Annotated in this window: 17 protein-coding genes; 10 read left to right on the top strand and 7 right to left on the bottom strand. The window is 56.5% G+C overall.

What is annotated here, in order from left to right:
• Positions 1-91: 91 nt before the first annotated feature.
• Both K0H81_RS03505 and K0H81_RS03500 read left to right on the top strand, forming a co-directional pair.
• Positions 92-1258 (top strand): MFS transporter, encoded by a 1167-nt coding sequence (locus K0H81_RS03505; protein WP_220059906.1) that lies wholly within the window; start codon positions 92-94, stop codon positions 1256-1258.
• Positions 1259-1392: 134 nt separating this feature from the next.
• Entirely contained in the window at positions 1393-2229 is an 837-nt protein-coding gene (locus tag K0H81_RS03500) for a TIGR03899 family protein (RefSeq protein ID WP_220059905.1), read from the top strand.
• Positions 2230-2237: 8 nt separating this feature from the next.
• Here the strand turns inward: K0H81_RS03500 and cobA are convergent, their stop codons facing one another.
• Entirely contained in the window at positions 2238-3059 is an 822-nt protein-coding gene (cobA, locus tag K0H81_RS03495; protein ID WP_220059904.1) for a uroporphyrinogen-III C-methyltransferase, read from the bottom strand.
• A 232-nt stretch (positions 3060-3291) separates the two neighbouring features.
• Here cobA and K0H81_RS03490 point away from each other — a divergent pair, with 232 nt between their 5' ends.
• From K0H81_RS03490 to K0H81_RS03480, 3 genes are read left to right on the top strand one after another with little or no spacing between them, the layout of a single operon-like run.
• Positions 3292-4218, top strand: a complete 927-nt coding sequence (locus K0H81_RS03490) for a phospholipase A (protein WP_220059903.1) — start codon at positions 3292-3294, stop codon at positions 4216-4218.
• A gap of 44 nt (positions 4219-4262) precedes the next feature.
• Complete coding sequence (locus K0H81_RS03485) at positions 4263-5729, top strand: S41 family peptidase (RefSeq protein ID WP_220059902.1); 1467 nt, start codon at positions 4263-4265, stop codon at positions 5727-5729.
• A 50-nt stretch (positions 5730-5779) separates the two neighbouring features.
• Positions 5780-6310, top strand: coding sequence for a peroxiredoxin family protein (locus K0H81_RS03480; RefSeq protein ID WP_011864475.1), 531 nt, complete (start codon positions 5780-5782; stop codon positions 6308-6310).
• A gap of 87 nt (positions 6311-6397) precedes the next feature.
• Here K0H81_RS03480 and K0H81_RS03475 read toward each other — a convergent pair whose 3' ends face one another.
• From K0H81_RS03475 to K0H81_RS03460, 4 genes are all read right to left on the bottom strand, one after another.
• Entirely contained in the window at positions 6398-8113 is a 1716-nt protein-coding gene (locus K0H81_RS03475; protein ID WP_220059901.1) for a hypothetical protein, read from the bottom strand.
• A 479-nt stretch (positions 8114-8592) separates the two neighbouring features.
• Positions 8593-9345, bottom strand: coding sequence for a phosphoadenylyl-sulfate reductase (locus K0H81_RS03470; RefSeq protein WP_258406164.1), 753 nt, complete (start codon positions 9343-9345; stop codon positions 8593-8595).
• Complete coding sequence (cysI, locus tag K0H81_RS03465; protein ID WP_220059900.1) at positions 9338-11035, bottom strand: assimilatory sulfite reductase (NADPH) hemoprotein subunit; 1698 nt, start codon at positions 11033-11035, stop codon at positions 9338-9340. Before cysI ends, K0H81_RS03470 begins: the two co-directional genes overlap by 8 nt.
• Before the next feature lie 77 nt (positions 11036-11112).
• Positions 11113-12897: an assimilatory sulfite reductase (NADPH) flavoprotein subunit gene (locus tag K0H81_RS03460; protein ID WP_220059899.1), complete on the bottom strand. Its 1785-nt coding sequence runs from the start codon at positions 12895-12897 to the stop codon at positions 11113-11115.
• A 332-nt stretch (positions 12898-13229) separates the two neighbouring features.
• Here K0H81_RS03460 and K0H81_RS03455 point away from each other — a divergent pair, with 332 nt between their 5' ends.
• The 4 genes from K0H81_RS03455 to K0H81_RS03440 all read left to right on the top strand — a co-directional run bounded on the left by K0H81_RS03455 (position 13230) and on the right by K0H81_RS03440 (position 16612).
• Positions 13230-14399, top strand: coding sequence for a Re/Si-specific NAD(P)(+) transhydrogenase subunit alpha (locus K0H81_RS03455; RefSeq protein WP_220059898.1), 1170 nt, complete (start codon positions 13230-13232; stop codon positions 14397-14399).
• The gene (locus tag K0H81_RS03450) at positions 14399-14674 is read left to right on the top strand and encodes an NAD(P) transhydrogenase subunit alpha part 2 (protein WP_144199603.1); all 276 of its coding nucleotides are present in this window, start codon (positions 14399-14401) and stop codon (positions 14672-14674) included. Before K0H81_RS03455 ends, K0H81_RS03450 begins: the two co-directional genes overlap by 1 nt.
• A 6-nt stretch (positions 14675-14680) precedes the next feature.
• Positions 14681-16063, top strand: coding sequence for an NAD(P)(+) transhydrogenase (Re/Si-specific) subunit beta (locus K0H81_RS03445; protein ID WP_220059897.1), 1383 nt, complete (start codon positions 14681-14683; stop codon positions 16061-16063).
• A gap of 264 nt (positions 16064-16327) precedes the next feature.
• Positions 16328-16612 carry a hypothetical protein gene (locus K0H81_RS03440; protein ID WP_049766562.1) on the top strand — a complete coding sequence of 95 codons (285 nt, stop codon included), beginning with the start codon at positions 16328-16330 and terminating at the stop codon, positions 16610-16612.
• Positions 16613-16682: 70 nt separating this feature from the next.
• On the opposite strand, the gene K0H81_RS03435 is transcribed toward K0H81_RS03440, so the two are convergent.
• Both K0H81_RS03435 and hldE read right to left on the bottom strand, forming a co-directional pair.
• The gene (locus K0H81_RS03435) at positions 16683-17519 is read right to left on the bottom strand and encodes a hypothetical protein (protein WP_220059896.1); all 837 of its coding nucleotides are present in this window, start codon (positions 17517-17519) and stop codon (positions 16683-16685) included.
• Positions 17516-18946: a bifunctional D-glycero-beta-D-manno-heptose-7-phosphate kinase/D-glycero-beta-D-manno-heptose 1-phosphate adenylyltransferase HldE gene (hldE, locus tag K0H81_RS03430; RefSeq protein WP_220059895.1), complete on the bottom strand. Its 1431-nt coding sequence runs from the start codon at positions 18944-18946 to the stop codon at positions 17516-17518. The genes K0H81_RS03435 and hldE overlap by 4 nt, the downstream gene beginning before the upstream one ends.
• Before the next feature lie 105 nt (positions 18947-19051).
• Between hldE and K0H81_RS03425 the strand changes: the two genes are divergently transcribed.
• Positions 19052-19978 (top strand): LpxL/LpxP family Kdo(2)-lipid IV(A) lauroyl/palmitoleoyl acyltransferase, encoded by a 927-nt coding sequence (locus K0H81_RS03425; protein ID WP_220059894.1) that lies wholly within the window; start codon positions 19052-19054, stop codon positions 19976-19978.
• Positions 19979-20176: the final 198 nt, after the last annotated feature.

The raw sequence follows: 20176 nt of genomic DNA, 5'->3' as shown, positions 1-20176 counted from the left end.
GGCATGCTAGGGCGTAATGATTGAAACCAGTTTGTAGCGCCCAAGCTATGGGGTAGACTGATCGCCCCGGGAAAGACTGGAAGCCAATGGAATGTTAAAGAAGAACCCCCAAACCCTCCTACTGCTGATGACCTTCGTGATGTCCTTGGTGTTTTCTGTGTGGCAGGTGCTGCTGAACAACTTCGTCATCGAGCGGGCCAGCTTTACCGGCGCCGAGATAGGCATACTACAGAGCCTGCGGGAGGTGCCTGGATTTCTGGCCTTTACTGCCATCTTCATCTTACTGCTGCTCAAGGAACAGACCTTCGCCCTGGTCTCCCTCGCCCTGCTGACCATAGGGGTGGGCATCACAGGCTTCTTTCCCCAGGTGCTGGGGCTCTATCTGACCACCATTCTCATGTCGGTGGGCTTTCACTACTACGAGACCATCAATCAGTCCCTCACCCTGCAATGGGTCGACAAGGCCGATACCGCAGGCTTCATGGGCAAGGCGCTGGCCTGGCGCTCGGCGGCAGCCCTCACAGGCTATGGTAGCATCTGGGTGGTGATGACCTATCTGCAGCTGGATTATCAGTGGATGTACGCCATCATAGGGGGCCTGGGCCTACTGATGGTGATCGCCCTGAGCCTCTATTTCCCGCAGTTTCCCCAGGGCGAGGTGCAACACAAGAAGGTGATCCTCAGACGACGCTACTGGCTCTACTACCTGTTGACCTTCTTCTCTGGCGCGCGGCGACAGATCTTCATGGTGTTCGCCGGCTTCATGATGGTGGAGAAGTTTGGTTATAGCGTCAGCCAGATCACTGCCCTCTTCCTGATCAACTATGTGGTCAACCTGCTGTTCGCCCCCGCCATTGGCCGCTTTATCGGCCGCATCGGCGAGCGCAACGCCCTGATGATAGAGTATGTGGGCCTGATAGTGATCTTCACCAGCTACGCCTTCGTGCAGCAGGCGGAGATGGCGGCCGTGCTCTATGTGCTGGATCATCTGCTGTTTGCCATGGCCATCGCCATCAAGACCTATTTCCAGAAGATCGCCGAGCCCAAGGATATCGCCGCCACCATGTCGGTCAGCTTCACCATCAATCATATCGCGGCCGTGGTGATCCCGGCGCTGCTGGGGATGCTCTGGCTCTACTCCAACAAGTGGGTGTTCTTTATCGGGGCAGGCTTCGCCCTCTGCTCACTGGTGCTGGCCTTCAACATTCCGCGCCATCCGGCCCAGGACAAGCATGTCAACTGGCCGGCCAACGCTTGAAACTAGGGGTTGGGGCTAAGGCCTAGGGCCTAGGGCGAAATTCAGATAGAATCAGACAATAGTGTCACTCACTAGATAAGACTATTTACAAGATAAGACTATTTACAAGATAAGATTATTCACAAGAAAAGATTATGGCCGAGATCGTTAAGCTATCCAATTCAGGGTCCAATCAACCCGATGTATCTGCCCGCCGCAAGGCCCTGCTGCTTGGGCGCCTTATCGGTCTGAGCAGCGATGAGGATTACCGTCCCTCTCAGGCCTCTGTGGCCGAGCGCTCGGACCATCGCCTGCGCAAGCTCGCCAGCCAGTATCAGGCTAACCTGGAAAACATCTACGCCATCGCCCTCTCCCACACGCCATCGGATGTGACCGGGGCCGATCTCGATCCCGACTGGGTCCACCAGTTCTTTCAGCTGGCGGAGCAGATCCACAACCGCAACATGCAGGCCCTGTGGGGACGGATCCTGGCCAATGAGATCACCAGCCCAGGCAGCTTTAGCCTCAGGAGTCTGGCGACCCTGAAGCAGTTGACCCACAAAGAGGCGCAGATGTTCGAGAAGGCCCTGGGAATGGCAGTCACCTTCAACAACGAATCTAAGCTCAAGCTGGTGATCGGCTTTCGCCACGCCGGTGGCATAGGCCAGCTGTTTCGCAAGACGGATACGACCCAGATCGCCCTGTCGCAATTTGGTCTGCCCTACTCCTCTGTGCTCACCCTGGTAGATGCGGGCCTTCTGCACAGGAGCGAGTTTGAGACGGGCCAGCTCAACGCCAAGAACCCTATCAGCTTTACCCTGTCGGGCAAACGCATGACGCTGACGCCAAAGCACGGCCATCTGGTGTTTAGCTATTATCGACTGACGCCGACCGGCGACGAATTGGCGCAGCTGGTGCGCCCCAAGGCAGATGAAGAGTACGCCCGCGCGCTGCAGGCACTATTCAAGAAAGACTTTAAAGTAGAATACTGAAAAGTAGATTACTGGCCCAGCGACTGCTTCAGCGCCGCATCCAGGGTCTTAGGGCTGGTCTCTGGGTTGAACCAGTGCAGGCTATCGGCCAGGCCAACCACCTCACCTATGAGCATCAGCGCCGGCATCTCCAGTGCCGGATCCGCAGCCAGTTCCGCCAGTTCACCTAGGGTGCCGATAAATCGCTGCTGCGCCGCCGTAGTCGCCTTTGAGATGATGGCCACCGGGGTCTTGGGCGATCGCCCAGCCGAGATAAGCCCATGTTGAATGCTGGCGGCGTTGAGGATCCCCATGTAGACCACTAGCGTATTGGCGCTGTTGGCATAGGACTGCCAGTCCATGGGGCGGCTCTCTAACTTGCAGTGACCGGTAATAAAGGTGACTCCCTGGGCATGATCCCTGTGGGTCAGGGGAATACCTGCGTAGGCAGAGGTGCCGCTGGCCGCCGTGATGCCTGGCACCACTTCGAACTCCACCCCGGCCTCTACCAAGGTCTCCAGCTCTTCGCCACCACGGCCGAAGATGAAGGGGTCGCCCCCCTTGAGACGCACCACATTCTTGCGGGTATAAGCCTTGGTCACCAAGAGCTGGTTGATCTCCTCCTGGGCGGCGCTGTGTTTACCGGCGCGCTTGCCCACGGCGATCAGCTCCGCCTCTTTCGGCGCCAATGCCAAAATCTCATCGCTCACCAAGGCGTCGAACAAGACCACATCGGCCTTCTTCAGGATACGGTAGGCCTTGAGCGTTAACAGCTCAATGTCGCCAGGACCGGCGCCCACAAGCCAGACTTTGCCCTGTGCCTGTTGCCCGGGTAGAGTAAATAGTTCCATATCCGCAACTCATACAATAGTGATGAGGTTAATATAGCGTCATTCTTATTCCATAAAAAATAGAAGTTTATTAGGTTTTATTCTTTTTAGTTATTAGTGGGGTTTGGCGAGATTTTCATGAAACAAATCAAATAGACAGAATTAAAATAGGTGCGCGCGGCGGGCTCAAATGTTACAACATAGCCTAGATTGGAGACGACGCGCTAAGCTTGCGACACGAGAGGAAACAAGGATGCAAACCACCCAATACCTTAAATGGCTTCCCCTGATCACCCTATGTTCACTGCCTGCAACCTGCCTGGGCGCCGAGCCCACTGAAGAGAAGAAAACCACAGAGGATAGCTCGCTGCTGGACCAGCGCGTCGAAGATGAGCTGGCCACCTCGGAGAGGCCCTTCGTGATCACGCCGCACAAGGTCAACTACATCTTGCCCGTGACCTATAATAACTCGCCTAACATGGATCCCTTTGCCGACGAGCTGGCCAAGAACAACTCGGAAATCGATAACCTGGAAGCCAAGTTTCAGATTAGCTTTAAGTTTCCCTTGATGTATAACGTCTTCGGCGACAACGGCCACCTGTTTTTCGCCTACACCAACCAGTCTTACTGGCAGGTGTATAACAAGGATATCTCCTCGCCGTTTCGCGAAACCAACCATGAGCCAGAGATCTTCATGCTGTTCAACAACGACTGGCAGATAGGTCCGCTAACCAACTCCTTCTGGGGCGTCGGCGCCGTGCATCAGTCCAACGGCAAATCGGGTGATCTCTCCCGCAGCTGGAACCGTATCTATGGCACCATGGTGTTCGATAGCGGCCCCTTTGCCCTCGCTGCCAAGGTGTGGTGGCGGATTCCGGAAGATGAGAAAGAAACCCCAGATTCCGCCAAGGGAGACGATAACCCTGATATCCTGGATTACATGGGCAACTTCGAGCTCATGGGAGTCTATGGCGTAGACAAACACAGGTTCTCGCTGATGCTGCGCAATAACCTAGAGAGCCCTAACCGCGGCGCGGTGGAGTTTACCTGGAGCTATCCCATCATTGGCAATCTGCGTCTCTATACGCAATATTTTAATGGCTATGGCGAGAGTCTTATCGACTACAACGCCCATACCCAGCGGATCGGCATAGGTTTCGCGATCAACGACATTCTCTAACCATAGGCGGCGCGCTATGCCCGCCGCTCGCATTAGGAAGTAGAATGAAATTCGGACACCAAAGCATCATCAATGGCTTCGGCCTCATCATGTTGCTGAGCTGCATCCAGCTGACGGTGATCGCCCTGCGCGAGGAGCCGCCCAAGCCGCAGCTCTCGGCGCGGGAGATGCTGTCTGATCTTAACTACCTGCAACAGCATCTCAGTCAATACTCCGCCAGCGCGGCCGCTTCCCCTCAGCGCTTAGTGAGCCTGGATACCCAGATCAACAAGGCCCAGGGCCAGCTGCCCCTGGGCGGTGAGCGTCAGCTGTTTGCCCAGCAACTGCTTAAGATACTGACGGCAATAGACGATCCCAGCGCTCGGCTCGAGGGTGTCACCGCCCAAGCCTATCTGCCGATCAAGCTGCGCAAGTTAGACGATAAATGGCTGGCGCTGACTCAGGACAATAGCCCACTGGACAGTGAGGCACCCTTTATCACCCATATCGATGGCCTGCCCATCGCCCTCTGGGTAGCAGCCACCCAGGGCTTTCTGCCCCCCAGCCTGGCCGACACGGTAAGCGAACAGGCAAGGTATCTTACGATGATCACCATGCTCAGGCGCGAGATAGGCCTGGCACCCAGCGAGCGCTGCCGCCTCACCCTGAGCAATGAGGAGGGCAACGGCCACCAGGTTAGCCTGGCGCTGACCAGCAAGCCACCTCAGGCGCTCAGTAGCAATGACAATGAGCAGGTCAGTGCCGACCTGCACGGGGTGTTTAGCCTCCATGACCTGTCGAGCTTCAATCCAGGCAGCCCCCTAGGGCAGCGTCTCAAGCGCTCGCTGACCAGCCCTGTCACCATATTGGACCTGCGCCAGGCTTATGGCGCAGGAGATGAACTCCTCAAACTGCTGGCCCAGACATTCAGCCCGGACATCAGGCCGCCGCTACTGGCGGGCTGGCCAGACTCCTTGCAGGCGGTGGCACGCTACAAGAAGGGGCCTAACCTGCGCAGCGACTACCTCAAGCCCTTAGGCTTCCTGCCACCCGCTAGCCTGAGTCAGGCGGAGCAGTTACAGCTGGAACTGCTACGCCCACACCTGCCCGAAGAGGAACCCAGTTTTAGCCCCTGGCAGGCCAAGTTTTGGCACCTGGCCAGCCTCCCCTGGACGTATCTTCCCCGCCCTAAACGGGGTAAGTTAATGTTGCTGATTGGCCCTGATTGTCGTCAGCAGTGCCAGTGGATCGCCCACTTCGCCAAGACCTGGCCAGATACCTTAGTGGTGGGTGAGCCGACGCGGGGGGAATATGGCAGAAAGCAGCAGCTCACCCTGCCAAACAGCGGCTTTAAGATCAGTTTCAACGCCACCCAGGTATATGATGCCACGGGCAAGGCGCTATCTGGTGTGCCGACTCAGCCAGATATCGAGCAGTCGCTGGATGATGTCGTCTACTGGGAAAACCTGATCGCCCTGTTTACGCCGGATACAGACAGCCAGGCGCCGACTTCAACGAATACAAGTAACTAATACAAGTAGCTAATATAACCAACCCTACAACTAACTAAAAAGGACCACACATGAATAAGTTAGTCACCAGACTCCTGCTCGGCCTGAGCCTACTTCTCGCCGCACAGGCCAACGCCACCGATCTCAAGGTGGGCGATAAGGCGCCAGATTTCCGCCTACAAGCCACCGACGGCCACTATTATCAGCTCAGCGATTACCTGGGCAAACAGACCCTGGTACTGGCCTGGTACCCCATGGCCAATACCCGAGGCTGTACGCTAGAGTGCAAATCACTGGTGGAGAAAGGGGATCTTATCCGTCAGTACAAGGCCGTATACATGATGGCCAGCGTCGATGATCTCGAAGACAACCAGAAGTTTGCCAAGGAGCAGAAGGCCGATTTCCCTATGCTCAGCGACCCCACCAAGGAAACCGCCAAGGCCTATGACGTGCTCAACCTGGTGCGCGTCGCCAGCCGAGTCACCTTCTACATAGGCGAGGACGGCACCATACTCAAGATAGATGAAGACATTCATCCTAAGACGGCCGCCGAAGATATCGCCGCCAACCTGGCTGCCTTAGGCATCGCCAAGGCCGAGTAAGTAAAAAGGTAGCGATAAAAAAGCCCCGTGCGCTCAGGCCCCGGGGCTTTTTATTTGCCATGACGTATTTGCAACGATGAATGACCCTTAGTCGTTACGGGTCTCCACCAGGCTGTCGATGACGATCCCCTTGGCATTGATATCCATCCCCACCTTCAGCTGGGTGCGATAATCTTTCAGCGCCTCCAGCTCCTCAGGAATAGGCTCGCCGCTCATGGCCATCAGGTTCATGGCGGGGGTGAACAGCTTGGCGTAATCGGCTGTCATAGCAAACAGGCCATTCGCCGTTGGTTTCTCAGCGGCCAGCTTGTCGGCGATCGCCTGGCTCTTGTCGCCCGTGTAGATGGTCAGGTGTTGCCCCTTAAGTGCCATCTGCGCTCTCACCCCGAGGGATGGCGGCAGTTGCAGCGCTGCGCCGAGATCGACCGTGCTACCGTCGCTAGGCAGATTGACATTGGCCAGCTCGGGGGCAAAGGGTTTGACCATGTTAAACAGAGTCGCCGGGTCGTCCGCCGTCAGGGTCGCGATGGCGTCGAGATCCTTGAGCGAAATCTGCTGTGTGTCTTGCTCCAGCGCGTAATCCAGCAGCGAGAAGGAAACCCCTTTCACGCCGTTAGCCATACCGGTAAACATACCCAGCATGGCCGGGCTCTGCCCTTCCATCTCACCCTGTAGCTGCGCCAGCGGCTCACACTGATAGCTTGGGGTAAGCAGGTCGTCCCAGATCTTAGAGATGCTAGGCACAAACTGATTCACATCCAGGCCAAGGGCCATGGAGAACACGCCAGTGTCTATGCGCTTGGTATGGGCCGGAATAAAGCCGCGCATCTGACTCAGGGCGCCGAGGATCACCTGGTTGTTGCTCTCGATAACAGTGCTAAAGCCTATCTTGGCCCGCTTGTTCTTCACCTCAAAATCGGTATAACCGATCACTGTGCGTGGCCAGTTTGCGGCGATGCCGGCCAGCTCGCTTTGACAGGTTTGAGAGCGCAGCTCAACGAAGGGATCATCATGAATCAACTTAAAGATCTTGGTCAGCTGACGCGCCATCTGATTAGCATCCAGGGTGGTGATCGCCTTCACTAACTCCTGATGATTGATATAGCTGACGCCCGCCTTGCTGAAGCCGTGCTTCTTGATGATCTCATCGACCGTACCGGCCTTGGCCAGCGAGTCTTGTACCGGCTTTAGCCCCAGTGCGGTTTCAAGCAGCTCAGGCTCGAGGAAGCTGGTTTCCAGCGTCAGGGTCAGCATGCCCTTGTCGATGGCAAACACCAGATCCACACGCTCGTTCTCGCCCTCGTCGGTGAGACGATAGGCACGGTACTTAACCTCGCCCAGCTGCTTCGCCGTGTGGGTCAGGCCGCTGTCGGCTTCGGCCTTATCCAGCACCGCCCAGAAATGATCTGGATTGGCGATATCCAGCTTGATCACAGGCAAGACGCCCAGGGTATAGAAGTAACTGGTGATCTTCTCGGGTAGGCCGAAGGTATCGATCAGCTGCTGGCCATCTTTCGAGGCGTCGAAGTAACGTTCCAGTACGCGGAAGATAAACTGGGCTCTGGGATCATCATCCTCAGACAGCAGGGTCTTCATCTCTGCGGGATATTGCTTCTGCGCCTCGGGAAGCGCGTCGATATAGTCCTTTATTGGAAAAGGCTCAAACTGCGCGGAAAACAGCGGTGTATCGGCAGGCACATAGGCCAATAGCTGATTCTCCACCGACTTAGGCGCCTGTTGCATCGCCCAGTAGCCCCCCGCGCCTATGGCGAAGATCGCCGCCGCCACTAATGCCTTCTTCATTCACTAAACTCCCTGTTAATTCGCGCGGCAGTCGGGCCTATCCCAAGCTGGCAAGCACGTAATACCCATCAATGACTTACTTTGATTGGTATAAGAAAAGAATGGGGTCGATATTACTATATAGATGAATAAAAAGGGAAATAAGATTAGCGGGGATATCCCTGGATAGCCGCAGCGGACTATCCAGGGCCTATGGCTATTAATTAGCATGCGCCAGCAGACCAATCAAACATCTAGCTCTCGCCAAGCGAGTTGGGTTTCGATCTTGTCGGCGGCTCTGCCTGTCGCATCAAAGAGGAAGAGAAAGCGACTGGATCCAAGTGAGATCCGATACAGACAACAATTCAAAACCATCTACGGGAACTTACCACTATAGTTCAAATTTATGATCTGTGCATAACCCTGTGCAAAAAAAGTGCACAAATCAGAAAAAAGTACTAATGAATCAAACTGCTAGTGCCGCGAATTTCGCGGCAGCATTAGATCTCATAGTGCAGGCCACACTCGCGCTTGAGGCCGTTGAAGCGGGTCTCCTCTTCGGTCATCCCCAGCTCCAGCGGGCGACTCGAATGGGTATCGCCCACCGACACATAGCCCTGCTCCCAAAGCGGGTGGTATGGCAGGTCATGCTTGGTGAGATACTCATGCACATCCTTGTTACTCCACTCCAGGATCGGCAGCAGTTTATAGCGATCGCCGTGGATCGCCAGAATCGGCAGATCCTCACGGGTGCTGGACTGGCTCCGGCGCAGGCCCGCAAACCAGGTGCCTACTTCCAGCTCCTTAAGCGCCGTCTGCATAGGAGTCACCTTGTTGAGGCGGTTGTATTGCTCCAGGCCATCCAGCCCCTGTTCCCACAGGCGACCGAAACGGGCCTCCTGCCAGGCGCTGGTCATGGGCGCACGGTACACCTTAAGATTAAGCTTGAGTCGCTCGGTCAGCTCATCGATAAACTGATAGGTCTCGGGAAACAGATAGCCAGTGTCCGTGAGGATCACCGGAATATCCTGCTGTACCTGGGTGACCAGATGCAGCATTACGGCCCCCTGAATACCGAAGCTCGACGACAGCGCATGAGTGCCCGGCAGGTAAGCCAAGCCCCAGATCACCCGCTCGGCCGGCGTGAGTCCCGCCAGGAAGGCGTTGACTCGAGCCAGCTCTGCGTCTTGCTCCGCCTTGGGCGCGCTAAGCAATGCTTGCAGCGCCTGGGCAGAGATCACTGAATTATCCATGGAAATCCTTAGCGGCATCGATAACCGCCTTCACCACGCCGACACGCACGGTGAAGTTACCAAAGGTTTCGCCAGCTTCACGCTCTTTGACGTAGCGGGCAAACAGTTCGTCCAGGGCCGCCAGAATCTCGGCTTCCTGAATGTTCTCGCGGTAGAGTTTATTGAGGCGCGTACCCTCGAAACTCGCCCCCAGGTAGAGGTTGTATCGACCCGGCGCCTTACCCACCAGGCCAATCTCGGCGGCGAAGGGACGGGCACAGCCGTTAGGGCAGCCCGTCATGCGGATCACTATCGGCTGCTCCAGGAAGCCGTGCTTCTCCTGCAGCGCCTCGACCTTGGTCATGAAGTCCGGGAAGTAACGCTCGGCCTCCGCCATCGCCAGGGCACAGGTCGGCAGCGCCACACAGGCGATAGAGTGGCCACGGGTCGGGCTGATCAGCTTACCCATCAGGCCATGACTGCGGGCAAGAGCCTCGATCTGCGCCTTATCTTCTTCGGCCACACCGGCGATAATGATGTTCTGGTTGGCTGTCATGCGAAAATCACCCTTGTGTACCAGAGCGATTTCACGCAGGCCGGTCTGCAGCGGTTGTCCCGGCAGATCTTTGATGCGGCCACCCTCGATAAACAGGGTCAGATGCCAGTGGTTATCCACGCCCTTGATCCAGCCGTAACGATCGCCGCGATCGCCAATCACCACCTCACGCTTAGGCTCAAATTTTACCCCGGTGCGCTGCTCCACTTCAGCCTTGAAGGCCTCAAAACCATGCTTGACTATGGTGTACTTGAGGCGCGACTGCTTACGATCTGAGCGGTTACCCCAGTCACGCTGCACCTTGAGCACGGCCTCGGCAAACTTCAGGCAGTCTTCGGCCTTGATGAAACCAAAGTCGTCACCCAGACGTGGGAAGGTCGCTACCTCGCCATGGGTCGAGCCCATGCCGCCACCGGCCACCATGTTAAAGCCCACCAGCTCACCGTCTTCGGCCACGGCGATGAAGCCAAGGTCGTTGGTGTAGACATCCACATCGTTATCCGGCGGCACGGCCACGGCCATCTTGAACTTACGGGGCAGATAGGTCTTGCCATAAACAGGCTCCACCTCTTCGCTCTCGCTCACCGCCACCTTATCATCACCCAGCCAGATCTCGGCGTAGGCCTTGGTGCGTGGCAGGTAGTTATCCGACAGCTTCTTGGCCCAGTAGTAGGCCTGCTGATGCAGCTTGGACTCTACCGGATTAGGGTTACACATGACGTTACGGTTCACGTCGCCACAGGCGGCGATAGAGTCCAGCGCCTCTCTGTCCAGATCCTGGATCAGCGTCTTGAGGTTACGCTTAGGGATACCGTGGTACTGAAAGGTCTGGCGGGTTGTAAGACGAATGCTGTTGGAGCTGGTCAGGGTCGAGGCTATCTTATCTACCCCCAGCCACTGCTTGGGGGTACAGACGCCGCCGGCGACACGGGCACGCAGCATGAAGCTGTAGAGAGGCTCTAGCTTCTGCTCCTTACGCTCGTTACGCAGATCGCGATCGTCCTGCTGGTAGAAACCGTGGAACTTGATCAGCTGCTGATCCGCGTCGTTGAAGGCACCTGTCAGCGAGGTGTCTAACCCCTCTTCGATAGTGCCGCGCAGGTAGTTGCTGTCGGTCTTTAGGTACTCGTTTACTGATAATTTCTGGTCGCTCATGGCTGCTGCCCTATTGTCTCTTTTGCACCGGCTCTGCCCATGCAAGTTAATCTGTCGGCGACTGGCGCCTGTCTCAATTAATAAACGTCTTTCTGGTAACGCTTGTCGCTGCGCAGGCTCTCAAGCAGGGCCTCGGCCTGCTCTTCACTCTTGCCGCCATGCTGTTTGATCACCTCGATCAGCGCCTGATGCACATCTTTGGCCATGCGCTCTGCGTCGCCGCAAATATAAAGATGCGCGCCGCGCTCGATCCACTGCCACAAGGTCTCGCCCTGCTCCAGTATGCGATGCTGCACATAGATCTTATGGGCCTGATCCCGCGAGAAGGCGGAATCTAAACGGGTCAGCACGCCATCTTTGAGATACTGCTGCCACTCAGTCTGATAGAGGAAATCCTGCTCGAAGTGCGGGTTACCGAAGAAGAGCCAGCTGTCGCCTTGGGCGCCTTGGGCCGCACGCTCCTGCATGAAGGCGCGAAACGGCGCCACACCCGTACCAGGGCCAATCATGACCACAGGCGTTTCTGGGTTTTCTGGCAGACGGAAGTGATTGTTCGGCTCCACATAGACCTTGACCTCGGCGCCTTCCTCGGCGCTTGCCAGGAAGTGAGACGCGCCGCCAAAGCGGGTGCCCGAGTCGCGCTCATCTGCCACCAGGGCCACGGTCAGATGTACCTCGCTCTCCACCTCAGATTGGCTCGAGGCGATGGAGTAGAGTCTTGGGGTAATTGGACGCAGCAGCTCCACCAGCTGGAAGGCACCGATATCCACAGGATACTTGGCCACCAGGTCGGCAAGCTGATGCTTGAGAATAAACTGGCGGGTCTGCTCTCTGTCTTCGCTGATCGCCTGCAACTCTTCGTTGCCGCTCAGCTGCGCCCAGTTTTGCACCAGGCCAGGATAGAGCTGGGTCAGCTCGCGTTTCTCTTTGAGTGCTTGGGCCAAAGTTAGGGTGGCATCACCCAGGGTCACCTCGGCCTCGCCATCCAGAGACAGGCCTTGGATGATCTCTTCCACCAGGGCGTCGCTGTTACTGAACCAGACGCCCAGGGCATCGCCCACCTGATAGCTCAGGCCCGACTCGCCAAGGTCTATCTCCACGTGGCGTACGTCGCGGTCCGAGTCACGACCGGTGAGCTTCTGACTCACCAGGAGCTCGGCGTTGTAGGGCTTCTGCTTGCTGAAGGCTGAACTGCTGACTGTGCTGCTTGCGCTGCCGATGGAGACCACGCTGGCGCCGGTGCCCACCAATGGCTTGACCGCGCCCAGCACGGCTTCTTGCCACTGACTGGCCGCGCTCTCGTAGTCCACATCACACTTGGTGAGCGGCACGATCGCCTTGGCGCCCAGAGCGCTCAGGCGCGCATCGAAATCTTTACCCGTCTGGCAGAAGAACTCATAGCTGGAGTCTCCCAGCGCCAATACGGCGTAGTTGAGGGTGTCTAGCTGAGGGGCGCGCTTAGAGGCCAGGAACTTGTGCAGCTCGATGGCATCGTCCGGCGCCTCGCCTTCACCATGGGTGCTCACCACGGCAAGCAGCAGTGTCTCCTGCTTGAGCTGGCGCGTCTTGTAATCGGCCATGGAGACCAAGTTGACGCTATAGCCCTGGGTCTGCGCCCTCTCGGCCAGCTCGGTGGCGATACCGCGGCCGTTGCCTGTCTGGCTGCCGTAAAGAATGGTGATGGTCTGCTGGGGCGCTTGCTGCACCTCGCCGGCCACGCCGCTCAGTTCGGCCGTAGCCGACAGGTAACCACCTACCCAGGAGAGTTGCACGGCGTTGAGTTCAGCGGTGAGTTGCTTAAGCTTATCCACCTGCGTCGCAGACAGGGGAGAAGCCAGTGATGAAAGCTCTTTTAACAGCATGGAAGACGGCCCTATAACAGTGTAATTAGCCTAGCTTAATGGCTTAATGGAAAAAGCAAAAAAGAATAAAATCTAATTTTTAATTCATTTTTGGAATATGCAAAGGTCATAATTTGAGCTACAAAAGTGAGAGTGGTGAGCGATATTTGCTTAAGCTGTGCCCTTAACCACAGAATTTGAAATGAAATTTTGTGGACTGGCGCAAACTTTTTGCTCCGACCAGTGCACCAGCGCTGATTATGAAAAATTCGCGCTTGTGTCTAAGTCCAGACTCGCCACAATAGCGAGCCAACAATTCAAACGACGTCTGTCCCCAACTAAGAGGTTTCTCAGTGAAACTAGGTCTACCTAAAGAGAGCCATGCCGATGAAAAACGCGTTGCGTTGATCCCGGCCAATGTGACTCGGTTAATCAAAAAAAACCTCCAAATTCTCGTGGAGAGCGGAGCGGGTCTCGCTGCGGGCTTTAGCGATCAAGCCTATCAGGAAGCTGGAGCCATTATTGCCAACAGAGACGAGGTACTCGGCGCCAATATCATCACCCTGGTCAACCTCAAGGGTGAGCAGTTCGAGGAGATCAAGGCCAAGGCGAAGCCCCAGCAGCTGTTTATCGGCATGATGGATCCCCTGGCGCAACCGGAAAATGCCGCCGCCCTGGCCGAAACAGGTACCAGCGCCTTGGCACTTGAGCTGGTACCAAGGATCACCCGCGCCCAGAGCATGGATATTCTCTCCTCCATGGCGACCATCGCCGGTTACAAGGCCGTGCTGCTGGCCGCCCATGAGGCGCCGCGCATGTTCCCTATGATGATGACGGCCGCAGGTACGCTCAAACCCGCCCGCGCCTTCATCATGGGCGTCGGGGTCGCCGGCCTACAGGCCTGTGCCACCGCCAAGCGCTTGGGCGCCGTGGTAGAAGCCTATGATATTCGCCCAGCCGCCCGGGAGCAGATCCTCTCGGTAGGTGCCAAACCGGTTGAACTGGATCTGGAAACCGAGAACACAGAAACCAAGGGTGGCTACGCCGCCGAGCAGAGCGATGACTTCCTCAAGCGTCAGCAGCAGGCGATGGCCAATGTGCTGGCCCAGCAGGATATCGTCATCACCACGGCCGCCATCCCGGGCCGCAAGGCGCCCGTGCTGATCACCAAGGAGATGGTGGATGCCATGAAACCTGGCACGGTTATCGTCGACCTTGCCGCCGAAACCGGTGGTAACTGTGAGCTGACGGAGCTGGACCAAACCGTTGTCCACAACGGCGTTACCATACTAGGGCCATCAAATGTGCCCGGCAGCGCAGCGACCCACGCCAGCCAGATGTATGGCACCAACATAGAGAACCTGCTCAAGCTGATCGTCGACGATGAAGGCCAGTTAAACCTGGATTTCGAGGACGAGATTGTCCGCGACACAGTCGTGGCCCATCAGGGTGAGGTGGCTAACGCCAGATTACGTGATCTGTTATCACTGCCGCCACTTGCGGCAACAGAGGAGGCTCAATAATGGAAATTTTATTACTACTGACCCTGTTCGTGGTGGCAGTATTCCTTGGGGTTGAGCTGATCACTAAGGTGCCGCCGACCCTGCACACGCCGCTGATGTCGGGCTCAAACGCCATCTCGGGGATCTCCCTGGTCGGCGCCCTACTCGCAGCAGGTTCAGGTGCGGGACTCTGGGTCAATGTGCTGGGCTTTGTTGCCGTAGTACTGGCCACCATCAACGTTGTGGGTGGCTACATGGTCACCAACCGTATGCTTGCCATGTTTAAGAGGAAATAAGCCAACATGAGTATGACGATTATCTATCTCGCCTACCTTGTGGCTGCGAGTCTGTTTATTTTAGGGATCAAGGGGCTGACCAAGCCGCGCACCGCGGTGCGTGGTAACCAGTTGTCGGCCCTGGGTATGTTTATCGCCGTGGTGGTGACTCTGCTGGATAAGAGTATCTTAAGCTATGAGTGGATCATCGCCGGTATCTTGCTGGGTGGTGCCATAGGCGCCGTGATGGCCACCAAGATCCAGGTGACTGCCATGCCGCAGATGGTGGCCCTGCTTAATGGTTTCGGTGGCGGCGCCTCGCTGTTTATCGCCCTGGCGAGCTTCCTGGATCCCGATTCGGCGACTCATGTGGTGGCGCTGATCTCAATCGGTCTGACCGTGCTCATCGGCTCAGTCACCCTGTCGGGCTCCTTCGTGGCGTTCGCTAAGTTGCAGGAGCTGATCTCGGGCAATCCAATCCGGGTGCCGGGCAACAAGTTTATCAACGCCAGCCTGTTGATCGCCGCCTTGGTGCTGACGGTTGCCGTGGTCACCACACCAAGCAATCCGACCTTCATCTACGCCTTGGTCGCCGTATCGTTATTACTGGGTCTCTTCCTGGTGGTGCCTATCGGCGGCGCCGACATGCCAGTGGTTATCGCTCTGCTGAACTCCTACTCGGGGATCGCGGCGGCCACCACAGGTTTTATCACGGGCAATACAGTACTGATCGTCTCGGGTTCTCTGGTTGGCGCCTCGGGCATCATCCTGACCCAGATCATGTGTAAGGCGATGAACCGCTCGCTGTTTAACGTACTCTTCGGCGTCATGGCCGAAGGTGGCGAGACGGTAGATGCCGACGAAGTCTATGCCGGTAAGGTGACCTCCTCCTCGCCGGAAGAGGTAGCTATGCTGCTGGAAACCGCAGAGCGCGTGGTGATCGTTCCAGGTTATGGTCTGGCGATGGCCCAGGCGCAACATGCGGTGCGCGAGTTGGCCTCGGTACTGGAGGCGCGCGGCGCCCAGGTGCTGTACGCTATCCACCCGGTTGCCGGTCGTATGCCTGGCCACATGAACGTGCTGCTGGCCGAGGCCGAGGTGCCCTATGAGCAGCTGATCGAGATGGATGAGATCAACCCTCAGTTCGAGCAGACAGATGTGGCCATCGTCATCGGTGCCAACGACGTAACCAACCCTATGGCGCGTGAAGACAAAGGCAGCCCTATCTACGGCATGCCTATTCTCAACGTCGACAAGGCCCGTACTGTGGTGGTGGTCAAGCGCTCACTCAGCCCGGGCTTCGCCGGCCTGCCTAATCCGCTGTTTGCCAGGGACAACGCCCTGATGTTGTTTGGCGATGGTAAGAAGGCGATTGTCGATCTGACTCAATCCCTCAAAGAAGCGGACTAAGCGCACAAAATTGAAAAAAGGCCGTTAAACGGCCTTTTTTATTGCCTATTGAAAATAAAATTAGATAAATCTTATTGATTAAGTTGCAGTTTATTTTTCACCCGCCACCACCTTGCTTTCTGGTGGAAAGTTATCTAAACATTTCGGCTATACTTAGCCTGAGAGGCCGCGCTTTGGCCGGGCGAATCGCTTGCATATTGGATTAACATCTGATTATATAATCGTCATGTAACAATGTTAGCGTTTCCTAAAGAGGCTTTGAAAATGCAAACTCAAGTGCTAAATAATGGACTGCTATCTTTCGAGGATAGGCGCGTTTCTCAGGCTCACGCTAACGAACATTGGGACAGGTTGACGACGGCGCAGCGATTCGCCTTCTACACCTTAGCGAAACTTGGTTATCAGCTACTCTTTGTGAGGCAAACCCCAACAACGAGTACCGCTATCGCCAAGCAGGAAGATCAACTCGCTACCATTGACGACGAAGGTGATATCGACTTTCACCCAGATGTCGTCCTGCGCGAACGCCGTCCACCTCGAAAGCAATAAGCAAAAAAAGGAGCCTCTGGCTCCTTTTTATTTTCTATCTGACTCGCAAACGATTGCTAAAACCAAGCGACTATTCTCCCTGCATCGCCTGCTGCGTCATCCAGGTATTGGCGGCCTGCTCACCCATCAACTGCCTCAGGGTCGGGCGGATAAACGCCCCCATCTCAGATCTCCGCCAAAACATATACTGGGGTAATTTAGCCTGATTTGCGGCGCCGAACAGCCAGTGGAGCAGGCTGGCAAACTCATCGAGCGTCTCCTGATCATACTGGACCAGCTCTGGGTAGATGGCGTCGATAAGCGAATCGAAATTCTCAAATGCCCCAAGCGCCTGCCAGCTGTACCTGTCCAGAAGTTGAGCGAGCATAGGAGTCGACCAGTGAGAGATGGCCGCCACGCTCTCAAACACCTCCAGGTTACGCCTATGATACTGCTGCCAGGCCAGGGTCTCGGCTTTGCCCGCTCTGGCCAGAGACCAGAGCAGATAGAAGTCCGCCAGCCACTCGTGTTGATAGGGGGTTAGCTTGTCGGCTTTTAGGTAGATGGAGTTCGAGCGGCTCACCGCCAGGTGCCCCAGCTCATGGGCCAGGGTCATCTGGTAGGCCTGTTCTATCGGCAGGGCATAGACCTGACCATTCCACAGCGCCGAATATGCCTTGGGGATCCGCTCATCTTGCAGCAACACCAGACCGGTAATATCGGAATCGGTCAACGGCCTGACCATGGCGCCGCGCCGACCCATCTGGCTCAAAAGCGTCTGAGAATTTAGGGGTAATTGTGCCCTGGCATTACTCGGTAACTGCCCAAGGCACTCTTGAACGTGAGACGTTTGACACACCAGGGCCTGGCCTTGGGGCATGGGCGCCCAGAACCAGGCACTGGCGATCAGTAACGTCCCTGCAATCACTGCTTAGCCATGATGTTTTCTATGATGGCCGTGGTAGAGACGCCATCTTCGAAGCCCAGCACCTCGACGCTGCCACCAGCCGCGATCACCTCTTTGCCACCGGCGATATCCTCGACACTATAGTCGCCGCCCTTCACCAGCTTGTTAGGTAGTAGTCTGGAGATGATGCGCTGCGGCGTGTCTTCGCTAAATGGCACCACCCAGTCGACCGAGGCCAGACCCGCCAGCACAGCCATGCGGCGCTCCAGCTTGTTGACCGGACGGCCATCGCCCTTAAGGCGCTTCACCGAGTCGTCATCGTTAACCGCCACGATAAGCCTGTCACCCAGCGCCCTCGCCTGTTGCAGGTAACTCACATGGCCGGCATGGAGAATGTCGAAACAGCCGTTAGTCATCACCACGCGCTCGCCCTTCAGCTTGGCCTGCTCCAGGGCATAGGCCAGTTGATCTTCGCTGACCACCCCGTAGCCACTCTCGCCATGACTCAGATTAAGCGCTGTAATCAGCTCGATACGGCTCACGGTTGAGGTGCCCAGCTTGCCGACGACTATGCCCGCGGCCGTGTTGGCCAGGGCGCAGGCCACTGGCAGCTCACAACCTACCGCCAGCGAGGTGGCCAGGGCCGAGATCACTGTGTCACCGGCGCCGGTCACGTCATAGACCTCGTGGGCAACGGTCGGAATATGCAGCTCGGTGGCATCAGCGGTGATCAGCGTCATCCCCTTCTCGGAGCGCGTCACCAGCAGGGCCTCGAAGTCGAACTCTTTGAGGAGCTCCTTGGCTTTAGCCACCAGATCCGCCTCGTCGGCAACCTTACCGACCACCTGTTCGAACTCGCTCATGTTAGGCGTCAGCAAGGTCGCGCCGCGATAACGGGAAAAGTCACTGCCCTTAGGGTCCACCAGCACCTTGACTCCCTTAGCCTTGGCCTTGGCGATGAAAGCCTCGGGCTTGTCGATGGCGCCCTTGGCATAATCGGACAGCACAACCACGGCTACCTTATCCAGCTCTTTCTCGGCGCTCGCCAGCAGTGCCTGACTCTGCTCGGCCGGATAGGCCTCCTCGAAATCGAGGCGAATCAGCTGCTGATTGCGCGACATCACCCTGAGCTTGGTGATGGTGGGTAGCTCGGCCACAGTGTGCCACTTAGGCACGACGCCAAGCGCCTCTATGCCCTGGGTCAGGGCCGCTGCGGTTTCATCCTCACCCACTATGCCCGCCAGGCTCACCTGACCGCCCAGGGTGGCGATATTCAAGGCAACGTTGGCCGCCCCGCCGGGTCTGTCTTCAATTTGATTCACTCGTACCACGGGCACAGGCGCCTCGGGCGAAATGCGCCCCGTAGGACCGCTCCAGTATCTGTCTAACATCACATCACCGACGACCAGAACGTTTGCTTTTTCGAAAGCTGGCAGAGAAATCTTCATATGGCACTTATCTTTTTGCGAAAATTAATCCCTGATTATACCTAATTTTCCCAACAAATTGAGTTAGAATAAGCAGTAATTTTTGTAAACCCCATAGGGTCAACCGTGGTCGAAAACGCTCAATTCTCCGCTCAATTTTTCCATCCCAAGTATTGGCTCATCTGGTTAGGTGTCGGCTTTATGCGTCTGACCCAGCTGTTGCCCCTGCGGGCCCAGATGAAATTGGGACAGGGCATAGGCCGCCTGGCCATGGCGATAGCCGGCAGTCGCGTCAATACCGCCAAGCGCAACATAGCACTCTGTTTTCCCGAGATGAGCCAGGCCGACCAGCAGCAACTATTAACCCGCAACTTCGAAGAGACGGGCAAGGCTATATTCGACATCGCCAACGCCTGGTGGTGGAGTGACGAACGCATTCAGCGCCATATGACCATCAAGGGACAAGAACACGTAGAACAGACCCTGGCCGCCGGGCAGGGAGTGATCCTCTTCGCGGTGCACTGTCTGCCGCTGGAGATGGGCGCACGCATCTTCGGCCAGTTTCAGCCGGGCATAGGCGTCTACCGCCCCCACAATAATCCGCTGATGGAATACCTTCAGGTAAAGGGACGTCTGCGCTCCAACAAGGGACTGGTGCCCAAGCGGGATCTCAGACAGATGGTGCGCAGTCTGCGTAACCCCGATGTGATCTGGTATACGGCGGATCAGGATTTCGGCCGTTCCAGCGCCGTCTTTATCCCCTTCTTCGCCGTGCCTGAGGCCGCGACTATCACGGGTGCCACCACCCTAGCCAAACTGGGCAAGGCCAAGGTGCTGCCTTTCATTGTGGTGCGCAATGAAGATGACAAGGGTTACACCATAGAGATACAAGCGCCGCTGGAAGACTTCCCCGGCGAGAACGAGCTGGAAGATGCCAAGCGGGGGAACCGCATCATAGAAGAGATCATCGAACGCAGCCCAGCGCAATACATGTGGCTGCATAGACGCTTCAAGACCCGTCCCAATAAGGATGACCCGTCGCTCTATCGCTAGCCCGACGGCGAAAGGGTTAGTCGCTCGGTAAAAGCCAGCCATTTAGGCTGGCTTTTTTTATGCCGCACATCTTTCTACAACCCCAATAAGTATCAAATCGACACAGACAAAACACACACTGTCCTTTTGACATTCAGTGTCATTTTTACACTTTATCTCAATTGTCATTATGACAATTTAATAAGACACTAATATACT

This window comes from Shewanella halotolerans, assembly GCF_019457535.1.
Classification (GTDB): domain Bacteria; phylum Pseudomonadota; class Gammaproteobacteria; order Enterobacterales; family Shewanellaceae; genus Shewanella; species Shewanella halotolerans.
The sequence above is the reverse complement of the archived record's forward strand: the minus strand, read 5'-3'. Positions and strand labels throughout refer to the sequence as shown.